At 53.1% G+C, this 19,822-nt stretch carries 16 protein-coding genes and 7 tRNA genes; all 23 read right to left on the bottom strand.

Going from position 1 to position 19,822, the window contains the following annotated elements; genetic code table 11:
- Nucleotides 1–19: 19 nt before the first annotated feature.
- Nucleotides 20–946, bottom strand: coding sequence for a heme o synthase (locus J3482_RS11975; protein WP_146821830.1), 927 nt, complete (start codon nt 944–946; stop codon nt 20–22).
- 31 nt (nt 947–977) lie between these two features.
- On the bottom strand, nt 978–1,301 hold the full coding sequence (locus J3482_RS11970; protein WP_146821829.1) for a cytochrome o ubiquinol oxidase subunit IV: 324 nt from the start codon (nt 1,299–1,301) through the stop codon (nt 978–980).
- A gap of 1 nt (nt 1,302) precedes the next feature.
- Nucleotides 1,303–1,929 (bottom strand): cytochrome (ubi)quinol oxidase subunit III, encoded by a 627-nt coding sequence (locus tag J3482_RS11965; protein ID WP_206922465.1) that lies wholly within the window; start codon nt 1,927–1,929, stop codon nt 1,303–1,305.
- A gap of 1 nt (nt 1,930) precedes the next feature.
- Nucleotides 1,931–3,862, bottom strand: coding sequence for a cbb3-type cytochrome c oxidase subunit I (locus J3482_RS11960; protein ID WP_188332139.1), 1,932 nt, complete (start codon nt 3,860–3,862; stop codon nt 1,931–1,933).
- A 68-nt stretch (nt 3,863–3,930) separates the two neighbouring features.
- Nucleotides 3,931–4,887 (bottom strand): ubiquinol oxidase subunit II, encoded by a 957-nt coding sequence (locus tag J3482_RS11955; RefSeq protein WP_146821826.1) that lies wholly within the window; start codon nt 4,885–4,887, stop codon nt 3,931–3,933.
- A gap of 392 nt (nt 4,888–5,279) precedes the next feature.
- Nucleotides 5,280–6,026, bottom strand: a complete 747-nt coding sequence (locus tag J3482_RS11950) for an AAA family ATPase (protein ID WP_146821825.1) — start codon at nt 6,024–6,026, stop codon at nt 5,280–5,282.
- Nucleotides 6,027–6,165: 139 nt separating this feature from the next.
- Nucleotides 6,166–7,665: a spore germination protein gene (locus J3482_RS11945; protein ID WP_146821824.1), complete on the bottom strand. Its 1,500-nt coding sequence runs from the start codon at nt 7,663–7,665 to the stop codon at nt 6,166–6,168.
- Nucleotides 7,666–7,869: 204 nt separating this feature from the next.
- Nucleotides 7,870–8,700: a carbohydrate ABC transporter permease gene (locus J3482_RS11940; protein ID WP_146821823.1), complete on the bottom strand. Its 831-nt coding sequence runs from the start codon at nt 8,698–8,700 to the stop codon at nt 7,870–7,872.
- Nucleotides 8,697–9,638: a carbohydrate ABC transporter permease gene (locus J3482_RS11935; RefSeq protein WP_146821822.1), complete on the bottom strand. Its 942-nt coding sequence runs from the start codon at nt 9,636–9,638 to the stop codon at nt 8,697–8,699. Before J3482_RS11935 ends, J3482_RS11940 begins: the two co-directional genes overlap by 4 nt.
- A 57-nt stretch (nt 9,639–9,695) precedes the next feature.
- Nucleotides 9,696–11,051, bottom strand: coding sequence for an ABC transporter substrate-binding protein (locus J3482_RS11930; protein WP_206922464.1), 1,356 nt, complete (start codon nt 11,049–11,051; stop codon nt 9,696–9,698).
- Between the two features lie 30 nt (nt 11,052–11,081).
- Nucleotides 11,082–12,104, bottom strand: coding sequence for a LacI family DNA-binding transcriptional regulator (locus J3482_RS11925; RefSeq protein ID WP_146821820.1), 1,023 nt, complete (start codon nt 12,102–12,104; stop codon nt 11,082–11,084).
- 250 nt (nt 12,105–12,354) lie between these two features.
- Nucleotides 12,355–12,427 (bottom strand) — tRNA-Val (locus J3482_RS11920).
- 5 nt (nt 12,428–12,432) lie between these two features.
- A tRNA-Thr gene (locus tag J3482_RS11915) sits at nt 12,433–12,508 on the bottom strand.
- A 4-nt stretch (nt 12,509–12,512) separates the two neighbouring features.
- Nucleotides 12,513–12,587 (bottom strand) — tRNA-Asn (locus J3482_RS11910).
- 3 nt (nt 12,588–12,590) lie between these two features.
- A tRNA-Ala gene (locus J3482_RS11905) sits at nt 12,591–12,666 on the bottom strand.
- Nucleotides 12,667–12,691: 25 nt separating this feature from the next.
- Nucleotides 12,692–12,767: transfer RNA gene (locus J3482_RS11900), tRNA-Trp, on the bottom strand.
- Between the two features lie 7 nt (nt 12,768–12,774).
- Nucleotides 12,775–12,858 (bottom strand) — tRNA-Tyr (locus tag J3482_RS11895).
- A gap of 4 nt (nt 12,859–12,862) precedes the next feature.
- Nucleotides 12,863–12,938 (bottom strand) — tRNA-Thr (locus J3482_RS11890).
- Nucleotides 12,939–13,063: 125 nt separating this feature from the next.
- Nucleotides 13,064–13,321: an RNA chaperone Hfq gene (hfq, locus tag J3482_RS11885; RefSeq protein WP_021294800.1), complete on the bottom strand. Its 258-nt coding sequence runs from the start codon at nt 13,319–13,321 to the stop codon at nt 13,064–13,066.
- 39 nt (nt 13,322–13,360) lie between these two features.
- A complete protein-coding gene (gene miaA, locus J3482_RS11880) occupies nt 13,361–14,326 on the bottom strand; it encodes a tRNA (adenosine(37)-N6)-dimethylallyltransferase MiaA (RefSeq protein WP_206922463.1) in 966 nt (321 codons plus the stop codon).
- The gene (locus J3482_RS11875) at nt 14,323–15,135 is read right to left on the bottom strand and encodes a class I SAM-dependent methyltransferase (RefSeq protein ID WP_236018183.1); all 813 of its coding nucleotides are present in this window, start codon (nt 15,133–15,135) and stop codon (nt 14,323–14,325) included. The genes miaA and J3482_RS11875 overlap by 4 nt, the downstream gene beginning before the upstream one ends.
- A complete protein-coding gene (mutL, locus tag J3482_RS11870; protein WP_223204014.1) occupies nt 15,128–17,077 on the bottom strand; it encodes a DNA mismatch repair endonuclease MutL in 1,950 nt (649 codons plus the stop codon). Before mutL ends, J3482_RS11875 begins: the two co-directional genes overlap by 8 nt.
- A complete protein-coding gene (gene mutS, locus J3482_RS11865; protein ID WP_146821819.1) occupies nt 17,059–19,710 on the bottom strand; it encodes a DNA mismatch repair protein MutS in 2,652 nt (883 codons plus the stop codon). The genes mutL and mutS overlap by 19 nt, the downstream gene beginning before the upstream one ends.
- Nucleotides 19,711–19,822 lie beyond the last annotated feature (112 nt).

Below are 19,822 nucleotides of genomic sequence, written 5' to 3'. Positions count from 1 at the left end.
GCACGTCTGTCTGCCGTTTTCATAATAGGGCACAGACGACCATCACAGCGAACACCGCTGGGAGATACATCAATGACAAGAAAAAGGTCTGTTTCGCCAGACCCTCGTCATCTGTCTGTCGCCGAAGCAAACAAATGGTCAATCGGAGAAAGACACAGCCGATGGCCGTGGCGGCAATCATATAAAATACTTGTTCCTGAACCGCACCGACCAAAATCCAAGATGCCATGACCATGAGTGCGGTATAGATGACCATCTGCCGCTTTGTCGTACGGGCACCGCGAACCACTGGCATCATCGGGATTCCAGCGCGTGCATAATCTTCGTTCTTGTACAACGCGAGGGCCCAAAAATGGGCCGGTGTCCACAAAAAAATGACAGCAAACATCGCCCAAGCTGCGAAACTCTGATGCCCAGTTACCGCGGCCCAGCCGACCAGTGGCGGAAAAGCGCCAGCGCCACCGCCAATGACGATATTTTGTGGTGTTTTCCGCTTGAGCCACATGGTGTAAATCGCGGCGTAATACAGATACCCTGCCATGGATAAACTAGCCGTTAGCAAGTTGCACCAAAGTGCGAGCACGACACAAGACAACGCGCCCAAGCTGACCCCTATCGCCAATGCGTGCCACGGTTTCACCAGTCCTGAAGGAATCGGCCGATTCGCCGTTCGGTGCATCACGGCGTCAATATCGCGGTCATACCACATATTGAGGGCGGCCCCACCGCCGGAAGATAAAGCTAATCCCCCAAGCCCCACGACCGTGGTGCGCAAATCGGGAATCCCCGCTTGCGCAACCACCATCGCACAATAGGCCGTAAACAAGAGAAACAACATAATACGCGGCTTCGTCAAAGCAATATAGGCTTTGGCCACCGCCCTTACATCTGGGTATCCGAACACCTCAGACTTGCCCGTCACCGACGGTTGCTTTGCGAAACCCATTGCCAACTCCACCTTTCCCCCAGGCAATCATTTAGTAACTCACATTCGTACCAAAAGCCATAATCCAGACGGACATCAAGGCGACGGCGAACGTAAAAATCAACCCCAACAACAAGAGCACGGAGTGAAACGGAGGTCCGTCTCCCTCCGTGATGTGCATAAAGAAAAACAGTTGGACAAAAATTTGCAATGCGCCAAGGATAGTCAAAAGGACAATCAATGGACCGACATGCATACTGTGCGTAAGCGCCAGCACGAACGAAATCGCAGTCAGGACAAGCGATAACAGATACCCAAGAATATATATCTTGGGCGAATGCGACTTGTGCGTACCCCCCGTTTGAACGGTTGACATATCACATCACCACCCCAGACAAATACACGATTGTGAAGATAAAGACCCACACAACATCCAAGAAATGCCAGTATAAGTTGACGATAAACAACTTGCGCGCGGTCTTTTGGTTGAGACCGCGACGGGCAATCTGAATGAACGTCAGAACCATCCAAACTATGCCAATGCTCACGTGACTCCCGTGCGTCCCGACCAGCGTGAAGAATGCCGACAGAAACGCGCTACGTTGCATCGTCGCCCCAATTGCGACATCTGCTGCAAATTCCTGAACTTCCAGTCCGATAAAAGCAAGGCCGAGAAGAATCGTCAACGTCAGCCAGGCCATGACTTGTTTGCGTTTGCCCAGTCGCATGGCGAGCGTCGACAAACCGCCCGTGAAGCTACTGGTGAGCAGAATAAATGTCTCTGCGGTAAAGCCAGGGATATCGAACAGATGGTGGGCGGTTGGACCACCATCTGTATGTGTGCGCAAAACCAGATACGTCGCAAACAAACAGCCAAAAAGCAACATATCCGTAGCCATGAATATCCAGAAGCCCGTGATTTTCACGGATTCATGTGGATTTTGATACTCCAATGGCGTATCTGCATCTGCATGAGCCGTAATGGCATGTTGTAACGCGGACATCTTACAACCTCCCCAATGCACTTTCGGTCTCGCGAACTTCTTCCACCGGAATCACATACTCGTCTTGGTCTTCTAACGCCCGTAGAATCATGCACAACGCAACACCGGCCAAGCCGATGACCGCAAGGATATACCAATTGAAGACAAAACCAAATCCAGCGACGAAGAATGCAAACCCCATGAGAAATGGGCGACCCGAATTTTTCGGCATATGAATTGCCTGGATGTCCTCCGCTGAAGGAGTAAGCAAATCCGTGGTTCCCCGTTGTTTTGCGGCCCACCAGACATCCCGTTCAGTAATCGTCGGAATGACGGCGAAATTGTAATGCGGAACCGGTGACGGCAAAGACCACTCAAGCGTCCTAGCATCCCATGGATCCCCCGTCGTATCCCGCTCCATGTGGAACAAGCTGTAGAGAACCTGCCAGACGATGAACAAAAATCCGACGCCCATCAGGTAAGCCCCAATGGTGGATACAAAATTGAGCGACCCCCAGCCCATATCTGTCGGATACGTGTACATCCGGCGTTGCATACCTTCGAAACCAAGTGCGTACTGCGGCAAGAAGCAAATGTAGAACCCAATGTTGAAAATCCAGAACGCCCACTTACCCAACCGTTCGTTGAGCCTAAACCCAAACATCTTCGGCCACCAATAATACATCCCCGCGAGCATGCCGTTCACCACACCGCCAATGAGCATTTGGTGGAAGTGAGCAATAAGGAAATAACTGTTGTGATACTGGTAATCCCCTGGGGCAGCAGCGAGCATAACACCCGTCGCGCCGCCAATAGCGAAGTTCGGGATGAATCCGAGCGTCCACAACATCGGCAAAGTGACACGAATACGGCCGCGGAACATGGTAAAGAGCCAGTTGAACACCTTCACACCCGTTGGAATACCCACGGCCATGGAAGCGACGGCGAAGAACGTATTGACATCGGCGCCAGCGCCCATCGTGAAAAAGTGGTGCGCCCACACAAAGTAACTGATGACCGTAATCAACATGAGGGATGCGACCATCGACGAATAACCAAAAATGCGCTTGCGCGTAAATGTGGCGACTACTTCTGAGTAGACGCCGAAGGCGGGTAACACGACAATATACACCTCAGGGTGACCCCAGACCCAGAACAGGTTGATGAACATCATCGGATTTCCGCCGTGCATCATCGTGAAGAAGTGTGTGCCAACCACTCTGTCGAGCATTAACAGCGCCAATGACACAGACAGTGCCGGGAAGGCAAAGATAATGATGAGACAAGAACCAAGCGTCGACCACGTAAACAATGGCATCCGCATCAATTTCATACCAGGAGCGCGCATCTTGAGGATGGTCGCGATGAAGTTAATCCCTGTCGCGATACTCCCGATACCCGAAATCTGGACGCCAAGCAGGTAATAGTTCTCGCCTGGACCGGGGTCGAACCCGAGTTCCGTCAGTGGTGGGTAACTGGTCCAGCCAGCATCTGGCGACCCACCGAACACAAATGACAGATTAAAGAGCATTGCGCCAAAGAAAAACAGCCAAAAACTAATTGCGTTCAGATATGGAAACGCGACATCGCGCGCGCCAATTTGCAATGGCACCACGATATTGAATAACGCAAAGAGAAACGGCATCGCCATAAACAAAATCATGATGGTTCCGTGCGTGGTAAAGATTTGGTCATAGTGTTCCGCATCAAGAAAGTGTTCGCCGGGCTGCGCCAACTGTGTGCGCAGCAGCAGGGCGTCCACCCCGCCACGGAAAAACATCAACAACGCCGCGATTAAGTACATAATCCCAATCTTTTTGTGATCAACTGTCGTCAACCAGTTATCCCACAGCCAGCGCCATTTCTTCAAGTACGTGAGCGCTCCAACGATGCCAATCACCGTGAGGACAATCAGCGCGTCGGAAATCCAAATCAAATACCCCTCATTCCACATGAGATACGTATCTGCAAAATGCTTGAGCGCAGTAGGCACGAGGCATCTCTCCTTCCTCTTTGAACGGTTTACTTCGCGTCTTTCTGGTCCTGATTCATACCAGCCATGCCAGACATCGCACCGTTTGTCGGTGTCGCGACGGTACTCGAATTGCTGGGCATCGCATTTTGCATGTACTGGCCACCCTCGGCCCAAATCGTGTCATTAAACAAATTGGGCGGGAAAGACGAATAAGAAATTTTTCCCACTGTGCTCGGTTGTTTCAATTTCTGATACGTTGCCTTCGTCAAGGCGGGTGACGCAGCTTTCACTTGACTAACCCACTGGTTAAATTGAGACTGGGACGTCGCAATGACGCTAAACGACATATCGGCAAACCCTTTGCCCGTAAAGTTCGCGCCATGGCCGTAATATGTACCGCCCTTATCTGCTTCAAGCCAAAGCCGCGTCGCCATCCCTGGCATCGTGTACTCTTGTCCACCGAGACTTGGAACCCAAAATGAATTCATCGGAGCATCGGATGTCAATTCGAAATTGACCGGGACACCCGTCGGAATTTCGACGTAATTCACGGTCGCCACTTTTTGGCCGGGGTACTGAAACAGCCATTTCCAATCAAGCGATGTCACGTAAATCGTGATAGGCTTAGCATCCTTTTGTGGCGGCTGTGTTAACGCGAATGTGACCTTGCCGGTGTACGCGCCGAGAATCGCGATAATCAGAATCGGAATGCCCCACCAGACAAACTCCAGTTTCTTGCTCTCTGACCACTCCGGTGTGTAGCGCGCTTTGTTCCCTGGCTTATCGCGATACCGCCAAACGATGACAGCAAGTAAAACAAGCGTCGGTACAATCACAATTAGCGTTAAGATAGCAGACCACTCAATTACGTGTAGTTCCTTTTGCGCAACAGGCCCAGCAGGATGTAAAACAAAATACTTGGATCCACAGCCGGTAGCGAACAAGATGCTGGTTCCGGCAACCAAGAATACGCTGCGCAAACGACGCCACAGCTGTCCGCTCATTTGTGCACTCCCCTTTCCCAAAAGACGTCTTGCGTCAGCCGCATCGCCCTACCCCTAAAGCGGTGCGGCTTTTCGCTAGACAATCAACAACCATATCGTAGCGGTGTCGAAATCGAGCAGGCAGACACAAAACGCCCATTTCAACTAGTCAATCCATACCGCCTGACATGTAGTCCGGAAAGACTATCGACAAAAATAGACAGAAGCAACATGCGCACTCGTCGAATCATCCCACCTTGTAACAAACACGCTCGACTGACTGGTGGCTGGACGTGGCGAATGGGGGGACGAGACATCGAAGTACGGACAACGAAGCATAAAAAAAGAGCCGCATCGCTGCGACTCAAACGGCAGTGCAAGGAGGTACCTTAGGGAGGTAACCTTGCTGGAGACTACGGGATTATTGTGGCATGCTTCGGGGATTCGGGATATAGCACAGTCGGGGCATTTTCACTAGTCCACAATAACGGTCGGCAGTTAGTCCGTTTGGATGAGTTCCTAGGCGTCCAATCCGACTGGCAAGTGACATCCAATCTTATATTTTCAACACTGGTCTTCACCAGGCAGTCAATTGCTTCGCGGCCAAAGTCCTTTTCACCGCCTCGCGCAAGGGAGTACGCCTCGTCGATAAACAACACACCACCGAGCGCTTTTTTAATCAAATCCCGCGTTTTTTGAGCGGTGTGACCGATATATTCGCCAACTAGGTCAGCCCGTTCGACTTCCACCAAGTGCCCCTGTGAAAGTAAGCCGCACTCGTGAAACAACCGCGCGAGAATCCGGGCGACAGTCGTCTTGCCAGTGCCTGGGTTGCCTAGAAACACCATGTGCAGGACAATGGGGTCGGCCTTTAAATGGTGCCGTATTCGCGCCTGCTGTACGAACACATACGCGAAAATCTCGCGAACGACCCGCTTCACTTCATCTAAGCCCACAAGTTCATCCAGTTCGGTCAACAGGCCCAACAACCTTGATTTGTCCACTTGCGACCGGCCCTGTGACGGGGTCGCGTGCTGCCCCGAGAGTTGTTGAAGCGCTTCTGATAAAGCGATTTGCCCCTGTTCGTAATCCTGAATAATCTGTTGCGACAACGTAGTTGAGTGTATCGGTTTGCGCTGGTTTCGGTTGCTCGGTTTCATTTGACCACCTCTTCGTTTGACGTGTTTGCCCGAGCGGACCAACACCTCAACCTATGCAGGGGCCCAAATATGGGTGATGGCCCAGAACAAAATGAAACACCCTGGGCCCACCCCAGAGTGTTTCATGCCCAATCACGATTTAAGCGCGACCGCGTTTCCTTCGGAGAATAGATGGAACGCCGCCTAACCGATTACTCGGCCAACGAACGAGTATATCGGTCATGCCGTTCTTCCACTTAAACGGAATCAACGGCCACAAATATGGTTTGCCAAATGTCTTCGTGGTGGCCAAGACAATGAACCAGATGACAATCGACACGCCAAAACCAATTGCGCCTAATATGGCCGTCCAACCCAAAATCCAGAACCGCGCCATTTGGTTGGCACTACCTAGTTCATACGACGATGTCGCGTATTGCGCCATCATGACAAACCCCATATACACCAATACCTCAGGTTGCAGTAACTGAATCGTCGTGGCAAATTGACCAAACAGCAAAGCTGCCACAATACCGACTGCTGACGCCATCACGGTCGGGATATTGATAACCGCGAGTCGCAGGATGTCAAGTGCCACTTCGGCCACAAGCAACTGTGCCCACAGCGGCAGCGGATCATGTCGATTCGCGAGAAAGAACGCACCCCACTTTGGCACCCAGTGCGGATGCGCGTTGACGACGAGGAATAACCCTGGTAAAAAGATGCTCATAAACACCGCGAACGCAATCAGCCAGCGCAGATATGTCCCTATCATCGGATATGAGTGGTATTCCTGCGGATGTTGCATATGCTGCCAAAACGTCGTCGGCGCGATGATGACCTCTGGCGTGTTATCCACTACAATCACGACATGGCCTTCAATCAACGCCGTACTCGCCACGTCCGGTCGCTCAGTGTACCGCGCAATCGGGTATGGATTCCATTTGATTTTCCCAATGTAGTCGATGACTTGCTGCTCACCCATGACGAGCGCACCCGTGTCAATGGACTGCAGCTTCTGCCGTACTTGCTTAACCAAATCTTCATCGACAACATCCTTCAAATATAGCAGGGATACGTCATTCTGACCGCGATCTCCAATTTGCATCAATTCTACACGCAACCTCGGGTCACGCAAGCGACGTCGAATCATACTGGTGTTCATCAACATCGTCTCAGTAAATCCATCGTGACTCCCGCGCGCGACGCGTTCTATGGTCGGTTGCGTGATGCTTCGCATCGGGTAAATACGGGTGTCAATCATGACGGCTTTATCATACCCGTCGATGAAAATCATGAGTGGGCCAGACAAGATAAAACGCACCGCATCTGTCATCTTGTCAAACACCTGAACCTGAACGAACGACACGTTCGTATTCAGGTAAGCGACCAGTTGATCGAGTGTGTAATCTTCATTCTCGTGCTTTTTCTCGAACGCTTCAATCGTCGCCTGGACGTTCTCCAAAATCATGACCACGTTCATCGTCAGGAAGAATCCGTTGGCCACGTACGACATCATGTTGAGTCGTCCGAACTTAAACGGCTTTGCGATAACATCCCACGTGGTTCCTACGCCCAGGAGGTTATTGAGGTACGTGACGTTGTCCTCTAGTTTCGAGCTGATGGCCTGGTCTTTCACCTCTGGAACCTGTTTGAGCATCTTGAATCCCTCCCGAACCGCTATCCTCTATACTTGTTCCCCAACCGTTTCCAAATCATGCACAAATGATCCATCTCACGCACCCTTGTGCACGGCGTGTGGCAAAAGACCATCGCACAGCAAAACAGGGAAGCCGCCGCGGCTTCCCTGTCGAACACATGCTATTTGATTTGTGCTCCATTCGTTGTCAGTACTGCATGTTCTCTACCCTTTGACTGCTCCTTGTGTCAACCCTGAAACAATCCACTTTCTAAAGATGACAACGAGAATCATAATGGGCACGATAGAGACCACGGAGCCTGCAAAGATCGTGCCGTAAGGCACATTGAACTGCCCGCTGAAGAGCGCGATACCGACAGGAATGGTTCGCATGGAATTGGAAGAGTTAAATACCAAGGCCATGAAAAACTCTGTCCACGCAGCAACAAAGGTAAAGACCGCAGCGGAAAACAACCCTGGGCGTGTAAGTGGCAGAAAAATTTTATAGTACGCCTGAAATACCGATGAGCCGTCAATCTTCGCAGACTCAAATAGCGCACCTGGCACCTGGAGAAAGTAATTCCTAAGAATCCATATGGAAAACGGCAGATTAAATGCCGTATATGGAATGACCAACGCTTGATACGAGTTCAGCCAGCCAACGTCCCGGAGCAACATATATAACGGAGTGATTACGGCAATCGGTGGAAACACCGAAATAATCAACAAAAAGATTAAAATAGGTTTTTTCCACGGGATGGGCAGGCGGGCAATGGAAAACCCAGCCATACTTGCAAAAAACAAGACGAAGAAAGTGGTGAGCACAGCCACAATCACGCTATTCAGCATGTAGTGGTCAAATCCATATTGCACAAACGCCTCTCGATAATTGGATAATGTAGGATTAGTTGGCCAATATTGTGGCGGATACGCGCTAATTTCTTTATCCTGTTTAAACGACGTGATAAACATCCAATAAAATGGAAATAGAATCGCGAGTAGGAAGGCAATTAATACAACATAGCCGAGAATTTTTTGCCATCGCGGTTGAATCATGCTGCTTCCTCCTCCACCATGGAACGGAAGCCAGCCAGGAATATCAGACAGGCCAACAAAATCAAAATCACAGTACTCACCGCAACTGCCGCCCCGACTCCGAAGTGCAAATCTTCAAATAAGGTTCGGTATCCGAGAATGGCCAGTGATTCCGTCGCCGTGCCAGGACCTCCTTGTGTGAGCACAAATGGTAAATCAAACACCCCGAACGCTTGTAAAATCCGAAACAACCCAGCGAGTGCAATACTGCCACGAAGCAACGGAAATGTCACTTTCCAAAACAATTGCCAGCTGTTTGCTCCATCAATGCGGGCTGCTTCATAGTAGTCTTGTGCAATCATTTGCAATCCACTAAGCAAAATAATCACGACAAACGGCGTCGTCTTCCAAATGTCAGCGACCATCATCGCAATCACCGCGCTGGTGTTCTGACCAAGCCATGTCACAGGCTGCCCAATCAAGTGCAGACTTTCTGCGACAGCATTCAACACCCCATACACACCGTTGTAAATGTAATCCCACATTTGTGCTGAGATGACCGTGATTAACGCCCAAGGAATGAGCATGATGCTGATGGAAAGCCCCTGCAGTTTTTTGACGTTGTTTATCGCCAGGGCAATCAGCAACCCAAAGAAGAGCTCTACAAAAACCGTAACAACCGCATAGTACACGGTAAACCAGGCGCTATGCCAAAACACGGGGCTGCCAAACACGGTTTTATAGTTGTTGATTCCATTTGATTGAAACGCAAATCCGTTTGTCGTCAAGCTAATATTGTTGAAACTCATGATAATGGAGTAGACAATCGGAAAAATGGTGACCGCTAAAATCACGATTCCCGCTGGCGCCAGTAATCCAAATCCAGCTTTTCTATCCGCCATTTTTAAGTTGTGGCGCCGTTTTGAGCCTTGAGTTTGTCCTGCCGACAACACCGACATAGTTTCACCTCACAAACGTTCGACGGGAACGTGAACCTTCCCCTGCCGCGACGAAGTCTATAGCCCGGCGGAGCTATTTAACGCACTGTTGACCTGACTGTTTGCGTGATTCAAAGCAGAACTGACACTCACACTGCCAGACAACGCCTGGTTGATGTTGTTGTAAATCGCCTGTGAGACCTTTGGATAATTCGGCGTCTGTGTTGGTCGTGAGATATATTTAACATTCGGTATAATGGAGAAGATGGGGCTGACTGACTTTAACGAAGGATCGTCAGCGACCGTCTTGTTCGTCGGAATCTCAGAATAGTCCTTGGCGAGAATCGACTGAGCTTGTTGACCTGTCATCCAATCGATAAACTGCAAATCCGCCTTCAGATTCTTGCTGTGTGGATTGATGTAGAGATCCCAACCACCAACGCAACTGTAACCCGAGCCACTTTGCCCTGCAAATGTCGGCAACGCAACCACGCCCACTTTGCCTACGACCTTGGAATCCGCTGAATTCTGCGAGTCGCTCCACGCATAGGACCAGTTGCGAAGGAATACGGCATCTCCTTGGTCGAACACATTTTCCGCGTCGGCTTCCTGGAATGTGTCCTCCGCCTTCGGCGAGACGCCGCTGGTAATTAAGCTTCGCATGAAGCTCAGCGCCTGATTGGCTGCAGAACTCGTCAGTTGTGCCTGATTGCCATTTAGAACCTGCCCCCCGGCATCCGCAAGGTATTCGATAAAATTACAGGTTGCGCCTTCATAATCACCGCCCTGCCAGACAAAGCCGTACTTCGCCCCACCAGCTTTCTGAATTGCCTCAGCGTCAGATTTCACTTGCTCCCACGTCGTCGGCACCGGCAGGTTGTATTTTTTCAATAAATCTTTACGGTAGAAGAGAAACGCCGTATCGACAAAAAACGGAACCGCATATACCTTCCCATCGTAAGTTGCGCCTTCTATTAATCCATTGGAAAACCGACTAAAAAACGATTTTGGCAATACATCACTCAACGGCTCGGCTAATTGCGCATTACCAAATTGCGCCGGCCAAACGACGTCACCCATATAAACATCCGATTGCGATGAACCACCGCTTATCGTCGTCGTCAAACTGCTCCTATCCGTGTCTGTATCCGCTGGCTGCGACTGCAGCGTAACATGGATATTCGGATATTGTTTCTCAAATTCTGCAATTAACTTTTTCCGAAGGCCTGTATGCGTAATCGGCGCCGCGGCCCAAACAATATTGCCCGAAGCGTTCGAATCATCGACCGCTTGACTGCCGCCGCTACCACTTGTGCTAGACGAATCCGATCCCGCTGGTACAGCGTGATTCGCCGAACCGCACCCAGTAACCAGGGCGGCTATCGATGCGCTTAATGTAATCATTGTAGCAATCTTCTTCACAGTGACGTTCATCTAAGAACCCCCTATGGTTTACAAGATTTTTCACAACAATGTACGAACAGACTCACGTTCGACGAAGCGGTGCGGCAAAAAATACGTGCCGGTTTCAGAAGGGGTGATGACCCGGCCTAGCGCACCCATTAGCCAATGCACACTTTGTGCGCCAATCTCTGAAAACGGTTGCGCGACAGTTGTCAAACGAGGCACCACCATTCGAGCGACTTTTACATCGTCAAACCCGACAATCGACATGTCGTCCGGCACCCGTAAGCCGTTGTCATAAAGACACCGCATGGCTCCTAAGGCCATTTCGTCGCTCGCGGAAAACACAGCAGTTAGTTGTAAATCCACCTGTTTTTCTAACAGGCGTTGCATGGCTCGGTATCCATCGTCAAAGGAAAACTCCCCCGTTTCAACAGCCTGTGAATCAAATGGAATGCCAAAATGTTTCAGGCCCGACTCGTAACCCTGTAAACGCTGTTGCCATGGCGTGTCCGGAACCTTCCCTGCAATCATGCCGATGCGACGATGCCCGCGACTTACCAAATAGGAAACAACATCAAATCCCGCCCGGACGTTGTCGATATCAAACGACGGAATCGGTGTTTTCGCGCCGTTTGGTGCCAGGACCAGAACAACTGGAAGCCCGAGGCGTTGAATGACCGGATCAAAATCTTCTGTAATCATCTTGCTCGTAAAAATAATGCCGTCTACCTGATGCTGTCCAAGAAAATAAAACCCTTCCATCGCCCGTTCAGGAGAATGCTCGGAGTCGAATACTAAAACCCGCATGTTGTGACGTTGGCTTGCCTCACGAATTCCCTGATATAATTCATTAAAGAAAAAATCGGTGATTCCAGCTGGAACAATTAACCCCAACGTATCCGTTTGGCGTGACGACAAACCGCGAGCGATCGCATTCGGTTTAAAATCTAATTCTTTCATTGCCGCTTGTACGCGCCGACGCGTCTCTTTCTCAACTAAATTCGGCTTATTTAGCACACGCGACACCGTAGCAGCAGACACGCCGGCCCGTTTGGCAACCTCACGAATGGTCACCCGCACTCGATTACACCTCCTTGAAAACGTTTCGTAAAGCGTTTTCATGAAACTTCTATCGATACAGAATATGCGTCTAGGGCGTTTTCATTGTCAAAAACAAAGTTCATTCTGAAAAAAATCAGGGCGCACCCCTCCATAAGCGATGAACCTGTTCTCCGTAGCCCTGCCGGACAATCAAAAAAATGGGCCCACCTCAAAGGTGAACCCATTTCATAATGACCTACTATATCAAACGACAACCATTTTCTAATGATGGGCGTTGACGGGCTCGAACCGCCGACCCTCTGCTTGTAAGGCAGATGCTCTCCCAACTGAGCTAAACGCCCACAACTGGAGCTCCCAACCAGGCTTGAACTGGTGACCTCATCCTTACCATGGATGCGCTCTGCCAACTGAGCTATGGGAGCAGATTGGCTCCCCGAGTAGGATTCGAACCTACGACCCTCCGATTAACAGTCGGATGCTCTACCGCTGAGCTATCGAGGAATGTGGTGGAGGTAGACGGATTCGAACCGACGACCCCCTGCTTGCAAGGCAGGTGCTCTCCCAGCTGAGCTATACCCCCACGGGTGACTTGTGGTTTGGAACAATGGCAGGGGCGGCAGGACTTGAACCCACGACATGCGGTTTTGGAGACCGCCGTTCTACCAGCTGAACTACGCCCCTATGTCATTGGTGGAGGGGGAAGGATTCGAACCTTCGAAGCTTTCGCAACGGATTTACAGTCCGCCCCATTTGGCCACTTTGGTACCCCTCCGGATTGGAGCCAGCGACAGGAATCGAACCTGCGACCTACTGATTACAAGTCAGTTGCTCTACCTGCTGAGCTACGCTGGCAATCGCGTCGACAGGTTTTAAGGTAACACATTCAATGCTGGCGTGTCAATGCAAAATTTGCATATACACCCTGTGCACATGAATCGTCCTTCAGGATGTGTCCCCGTCGCCCAATCCGGCTGGCGTTACGCTTGCTCGTCAGCGTCGGTCGACGCAGCTTCGGCTGCAAGATTCACCTGACGCATCGGGATAAACGTGGAAATCGCGTGCTTGTAAATCATCTGCTGTTTGCCCTCCGCCTCGACGACGATGGTGAAATTGTCGAACGCGCGAACGACACCGCGAATTTGAAAACCATTCACAAGATATACAATGACCGGTATCCGATCCTTGCGCACTTGATTCAAAAATGTGTCTTGGATATTAATTTGCTGCTTGCTCATCGACCGATTGTCACACTCCCATTTTGCGCCTGTTCCTATTTATTCGTGGCCAACCTGGTTTTTTCCTTCCACAAAATCGTGGATTGTACGCCACATTCTCGTTGCCTCGCCCGCCGCGAACTGTCCTTCTACCGTCCGCTCGAACCACTGAATGCGCGCATCCCGACGAAACCACGACAATTGTCGTTTGACAAAACGGCGCGTATTTTGTTTAATGGCGGCAACCGCCTCCGCCAAGGAGCACTCGCCGCGAAAATACTGAACAAATTCCTTATAGCCAATCGCTTGCAGAGAAGTGTCCTCGGCGGTGGCACCTGCCTGCAACAAACGTTTTACCTCTTCCTCCAACCCCACTTCAATCATCTTGTCAATGCGCAACTCAACCCGCTCATACAGTGCTTGGCGCTCCATCCACAGACCAATGAGCAACACGTTGTAACGCCCCGGCTTTTCAGTGAAATCATAGCCCTGCGAGAGTGGGCGGCCGCTCGTCTCAGCCACTTCAAGCGCGCGAATGACCCGTTTCACGTCGTTTGGATGCAAGCGGTTTGCTGACACTTCATCGACTTCGCGCAGCGCGCGATGCAGCGCTTCCACACCGTGTTGCTCGACGTAATGCTGCCAACGCTGGCGGACCTCAGCGGTCCCCGGTTTTTCTGCAAAGGTCAAATCATCCGTAATCGCGCGAATGTAGAGCCCTGTACCCCCACAGACAACCGGTAGTTTTCCCCGATTCCAAAGCGTTTCAATAACCTCGTCTGCCGCGCGCTTCCAGGCAGCGACAGTATACGACTCGGTAGGGTCAACGACATCGAGCAAGTGGTGAGGCACACCCCGCTGTTCCGCTCGGGACAATTTAGCCGTGCCGATATCCATTCCCCGATATACCTGCATCGAGTCAGCCGAAATCACCTCGCCACCGTAGCGAAGGGCGATGTCAACGGCGACGTCGCTCTTCCCCACCGCTGTCGGTCCCACCACACAAATGACGGACTGCTTGGTCATAATTGTTTTCTCCACACTCCGTACGCTATTTTTCGGCGCGGCGAGTCGGGCGTCAACCCGTGGCGCAAAAACACGCCAGAGCCCGGCCGCTCTTTAATCACGACGCACCTGCGCGCAACGCGCTTGGCCTCATCTACGGCTTCATCCGAAAGCGCCGTGTGAATGGCGAAAGCGCGCAGTGGCGCCATCGACGACGACGCTTCTGCCGGCATACGAAACATCGGGTCAAAATACACGGCATCCACACTATCCGCCGGCTGCGCTTTGAGCCACGCCACATGGGATGCAAAGTGAATCTCGATTTGCCGCAGCAACTCTGTGGCTTGAGGATACGCATTCGCGCCAAATTCTCGGACGGCCATGAGGACGCCATACAGATAAGGACTCGCTTCGAGGCCTATCACCCGTCCAGTTGGGCCAACTTGATGCGCGAAGACCAAAGCGTCGGACGCAAGCCCCACTGTCGCATCCACCACGACATCGCCAATCCCTAGGCCCATCACCGTCAACAGTCTATCCGGCTCGCCCCGCCGCAACCGCTCCATCCGCTGCGCCCCCATGCTCGGGTGAAAAAACAGCGGTGTCGTCGCCGTTCGATGCCGCAATATCACCGGATCGTCAGCGATAATTAACACATCGACGCCGCTCTGCTGAAACATCTGCTCCAAACCCGTGTCGCCGCGCGGCATGTATGGAACGCCAAAACGCTCGGCTAAAGTCTTCGCCAAATCCGCTTGGCGCAATGTGCCATTGCGCGGTGTCGTCGCCACCGCAGACGACAAACACTTCACGTACGACGTGTCAGACAATGCGCTTAAACTCCTTCTCCAGTTGCTTGCCTGTCCACTGTAAAAAGACAGGGCGACCGTGTGGGCAATGAAACGGATCGTCTGCCTTCGTCAAAGCGCGGCACAACGCCTCCAATTCCTCTTGTGACAAATGCCAGTTCGCCTTCACCGCCGCTTTACAGGCGCGCGTGGCGACGACGTCGTACATCGTCTGAAAAAAGTCGTCGCGAGCCAAGTCCGAATTCGGCAACGCTTCAATCGTCGCCTCGGCGAGCGCGTGCACATCGAGTCCTTCCCAGACGTCTGGCACGGTGCGAATCATCACGTCGTAACCACCGAAAGGTTCCACCGTCAAACCAAGTTCCGCCAGTTGCTCCGCCATTTTCGTCACGCGCGTATATGTCGTCGGCGGCAGCGTCAACTGAATCGGCGCGAGCAATGGCATGGCATGTACCTGTCCGCTCGCCAGGCGTTGATAGAAATCCTCAAAAAGAATTCGTTCGTGGGCAGCGTGTTGATCGATAATATACAGAGATTCACCGTCGTCGGCCAAGACATACATACCAAGCGCCTGGCCAATCGGACGCAGGTGCCAATTTTGTTTGCGCGCCTGCGGAGATATATCCATCCCTATGTCCGCATCGGCTGTCTCCATCGAGTCTCCGGAGACGACATCCCGCGCTGCGCCAGCGTGCGCATCGGGCTGAGACACACCTTCAGACGGACTACTTGCGTACATCGCCCCCAATTCGCGCAGCGCAGGTTGCTTAGCCCGCGCACCCGCCGGATAACTCGGGCGCCCTGCTGGCGCATGTCCCCCCGTATGGCGTGCGCCGCCTGCTGCGCCCGCCGCAGCACTTCCGTCAGCACGCTCTGGTGCACCCGCTTCATGCTGCGCCGGATTGTAGTCGAGCGCCAACGGCTGCACCTCGGTCACTTGGCGCGCCGTCGTACGCTGTGGTGTCGGCGCCAAGAGCGTGTCATCCAAGGCCTTCGCCACCGCACGCGCGACCGTGCGACAAACGTCCGCCTCCTCGCTAAAGCGCACCTCGGCCTTGTGTGGGTGGACGTTGACGTCGACCAACGTCGGGTCCATCTCGAGAGAAATACTGTATATCGGCTGCTTCCCAATCATCAGCCGATTCTTGTACCCTTGAATAACCGCCTGGTGAATCGCGAGATTGCGGACCGGACGGCCATTGACAAACAAATGCGCACCAGATCTCGAAGTACGCCCTTGCGTTGGTCGCCCAACCAAGCCCGTGACCTTGTAATCGGGCGTCGTCTCGTTGACCTCGAGTAATTGCTTGGCTTCGCCCACCCCGTAAAGTGACGCGAGCACCGCACGAATGTCACCGTTGCCCGGCGTTTGAAACAACACGTGATGCTCCGTCTGACAGGTAAAAGCCACATCTGGACGAGATAAAGCCGCCTTCTGGACGACCTCCACCGACTTTGCCTGTTCCGTTTGCACGGTGCGCAAGTATTTTAGCCGCGCGGGCGTGTTGTAAAAGAGATCAGTGACCTCAATACGCGTGCCATACGTGGCGCCAACGTGTTCCACGGGCGCCATCTCACCACCCTCCACGCGGACCAACACGCCGTATTCGCTCGTGCGTGTGCGCGTTGTGAGTGTCACGCGGGAAACGGCGGCAATCGACGCCAAGGCTTCCCCGCGAAAGCCCAGGGTGCGGATGCGCGTGAGATCATGCTCATCATACACTTTGCTCGTCGCATGGCGGGCGAACGCCAGCGTCGCGTCCGACTCGTCCATGCCGACGCCATCGTCTTGCACGACGAGCTCGGCAATACCACCTTCCCGCAAGCTGACGGTGATGTGCTTGGCACCTGCGTCAAGGCTGTTCTCAATCAATTCCTTGACACACGACGCAGGACGCACCACCACCTCTCCGGCGGCAATTTGGTTGGCGAGCGAAGTCGACATTAACTGGATGTTTCCCACGACAACAACTCCTTCGCTTTCTCAATCAACTCATTCAGCCGGTTCATCGCGTCAAGCGGCGTCATCGCAAGCAGATTTTCCGCGGCAACACGCTCCACAAACGCCCGATACGGCCCCTCAAACAGCGCGAGCGCTGGAGCGTCCGGTGCCGCCTGTCCCGAGACCTGCGCCACGACCGGCGTGACAGCAGGTGACACGGCCTCTGGAGAACGCTCCCGCACCTCGGACGTCGCTGCCGCCATCGCGCTCGCCTGCGACTGCGATTCGCGCGCGGCGAGCAATGTCTGCGCCCGCTCGACGACATGCGGCGGGAGCCCGGCGAGCTTGGCCACCTGGATGCCATAACTTTTGTCCGACGGCCGCGTGACCACCGTGTGTAAAAACGTAATGCCGTCGGCCGTTTCCTCCACAGCCATCGAATAATTGCGCACCGACGGGAATCGTTCAGAGAATCCAATCAACTCGTGATAATGCGTCGCAAACATCGTCAGTGGCTGTTCACTGCGACTCGCCAGTTCCTCAAGAACCGCTTCGGCGATAGACAGTCCATCGTACGTCGACGTACCACGACCAATTTCATCGAGCAAAACGAGGCTGCGCCCGGTGGACTGCCGCAAAATTTGCGCCAGTTCAATCATCTCCACCATAAACGTGCTCTGACCGCGCCCTAAGTCGTCCGCAGCGCCGATGCGCGCGAAGATTTGGTCCACCACGCCAATGACCGCACGCTCGGCAGGGACGAAACTCCCCATCTGCGCCAACATGACGATGATGGCGGTCTGGCGCATATAGGTGCTTTTGCCGCCCATATTGGGCCCCGTCAACACAATGATGTGATCCCCGGGCGCCAAGTGCGTGTCATTGGGCACAAACTGACCCTTCGCCAATTCCTCGACCACTGGGTGCCGGCCTCCAACAATTTCAATCCCGACCTCACCGCGAATTTCTGGCCGGACGAACCGGCGCTCACTGGCGACGTGCGCAAGACTTTGCAGTACATCGATTTGTGCAAGTGCGTCGGCAAACGTCTGAATCTCCGAGCGTGCGGCCAGGACCTGATTGCGGAATGACTGAAACAGCTCCGCTTCTTTCGCCATCGCCCGCTCCTCGGCCGACAAAATCTCGGCTTCGCGCGCCTTGAGCTCAGGCAGAATAAAGCGTTCCGCACCGGTGAGCGTCTGCCGCCGCTCGTATTCCTCGGGCACATTTCCAAGATTCGCCTTCGACACCTCGATATAGTAACCAAATACCTTGTTGTATCCGACTTTGAGTGACTTAATGCCCGTCCGCTCGCGCTCGCGCTGTTCCAAGTCGCGCAACCACGTGCGACCAGAAGTCTGCAATTCCCGCAGCCTGTCCAACTCTGAATCTACACCGCTGCGAAAAATACCGCCCTCTCGCGTTTGGATGGGGGGGTCGTCGACAATGCTTGCCTCAATCGTCGCCGCAAGCCCTAACAAATCTGGCAAGTCGTCGATAAGCGACGCAAGAAGCTCCGGAGGCTCGGTGACAGATAGCGTATCAATGACCGCCTGCCCCTTGATAAGCGAGTGCGCGAGTGATAACAAATCGCGCGGATTGCCGCTGCCGAAGGCGAAGCGGGCGACCAGCCGGGCGAGATCGTGTACACCCCGAAGAGACGCCCGCACCTCCTCGCGCAAAATCAAATCATCGACGAAATAACCGACGGCGTCGTGACGACGCACAATCTCCGCTTCGCGGCAAAGTGGCCGCTCCAACCATGAGCGCAGCAGCCGGCCCCCTGCAGCCGTCACCGTGGCGTCGATAAGCCCGAGCAGACTGCCCTTTTTTTGCCCGTCCCGCGCCGTCGCCGTCAATTCCAAATGATGAATCGCCGTCTGGTTGAGCGCCAGGTGCGTCTGCTCAAAAAGCGGCGCCGGGTCTTGCAAATGGCGCAATTTCATTTTTTGCGTTTCATCTATGTACGTCAGCGCGAGCGCGAGTGCTTTCGTCGCAGCGGACGGTTCCGCAAGGCCTAACGCACTGACACTCGATACACCGTACTGCTCCTCAATCAGGCGGTTTCCACCATTCGTGCGCTCTGTGATGAGTACCTCCGTCTGTGCGCTGTACGCCGCAAGCCAATGAGGCGCAGGCGCGCCCTTTTCCACGACGATTTCAATCGGAGCAAACAAACGCAACTGGTCTGCACAAGCACCGCCATCCGCTTCCCCCATCAGGACTTCTCCAGTCCCCACGTCGACGAAAGCCAGACCAAATCGCGACGACGACGCGACGAGTGCCGCGAGAAACCGATGGTCCGTATCCTTGGACAACGCAGTGCCTGGTGTGACAATCCGAACGACTTCGCGCTGCACGAGGCCTTTGGCCGCTTTTGGATCTTCCACTTGTTCACAGATGGCGACGCGATATCCCCGATCTATCAGGCGCTCCAGATACTGTTCCACTGCGTGGTACGGTACACCACACATCGGAATTCTGCCCGCTTCTCCCGCATCGCGCCCTGTCAACGTAATATCGAGTTCGCGGCTGGCCGTAACCGCGTCTTCAAAAAACAGCTCATAAAAATCACCTAATCGAAACATCAGGAGTGCGTCCTGATGTGCCGCTTTGACTTCCTGGTATTGACGCATCATTGGCGTCAGTCCCATACAAAATCCTCCTCACGCCTCCCACGACTTCGCCCACAACTAGAAGCGTCATTCATTTCTCAAATACGTCATCATAGACGAAACGGCCGCCGACTTCCGGCGACCGTCGTAT

Source organism: Alicyclobacillus suci, from assembly GCF_017329615.1.
In the GTDB taxonomy this organism is placed as follows: domain Bacteria; phylum Bacillota; class Bacilli; order Alicyclobacillales; family Alicyclobacillaceae; genus Alicyclobacillus; species Alicyclobacillus suci.
Note: the sequence above shows the minus strand (reverse complement) of the source record. Positions and strands in the feature narration are given on the sequence as shown.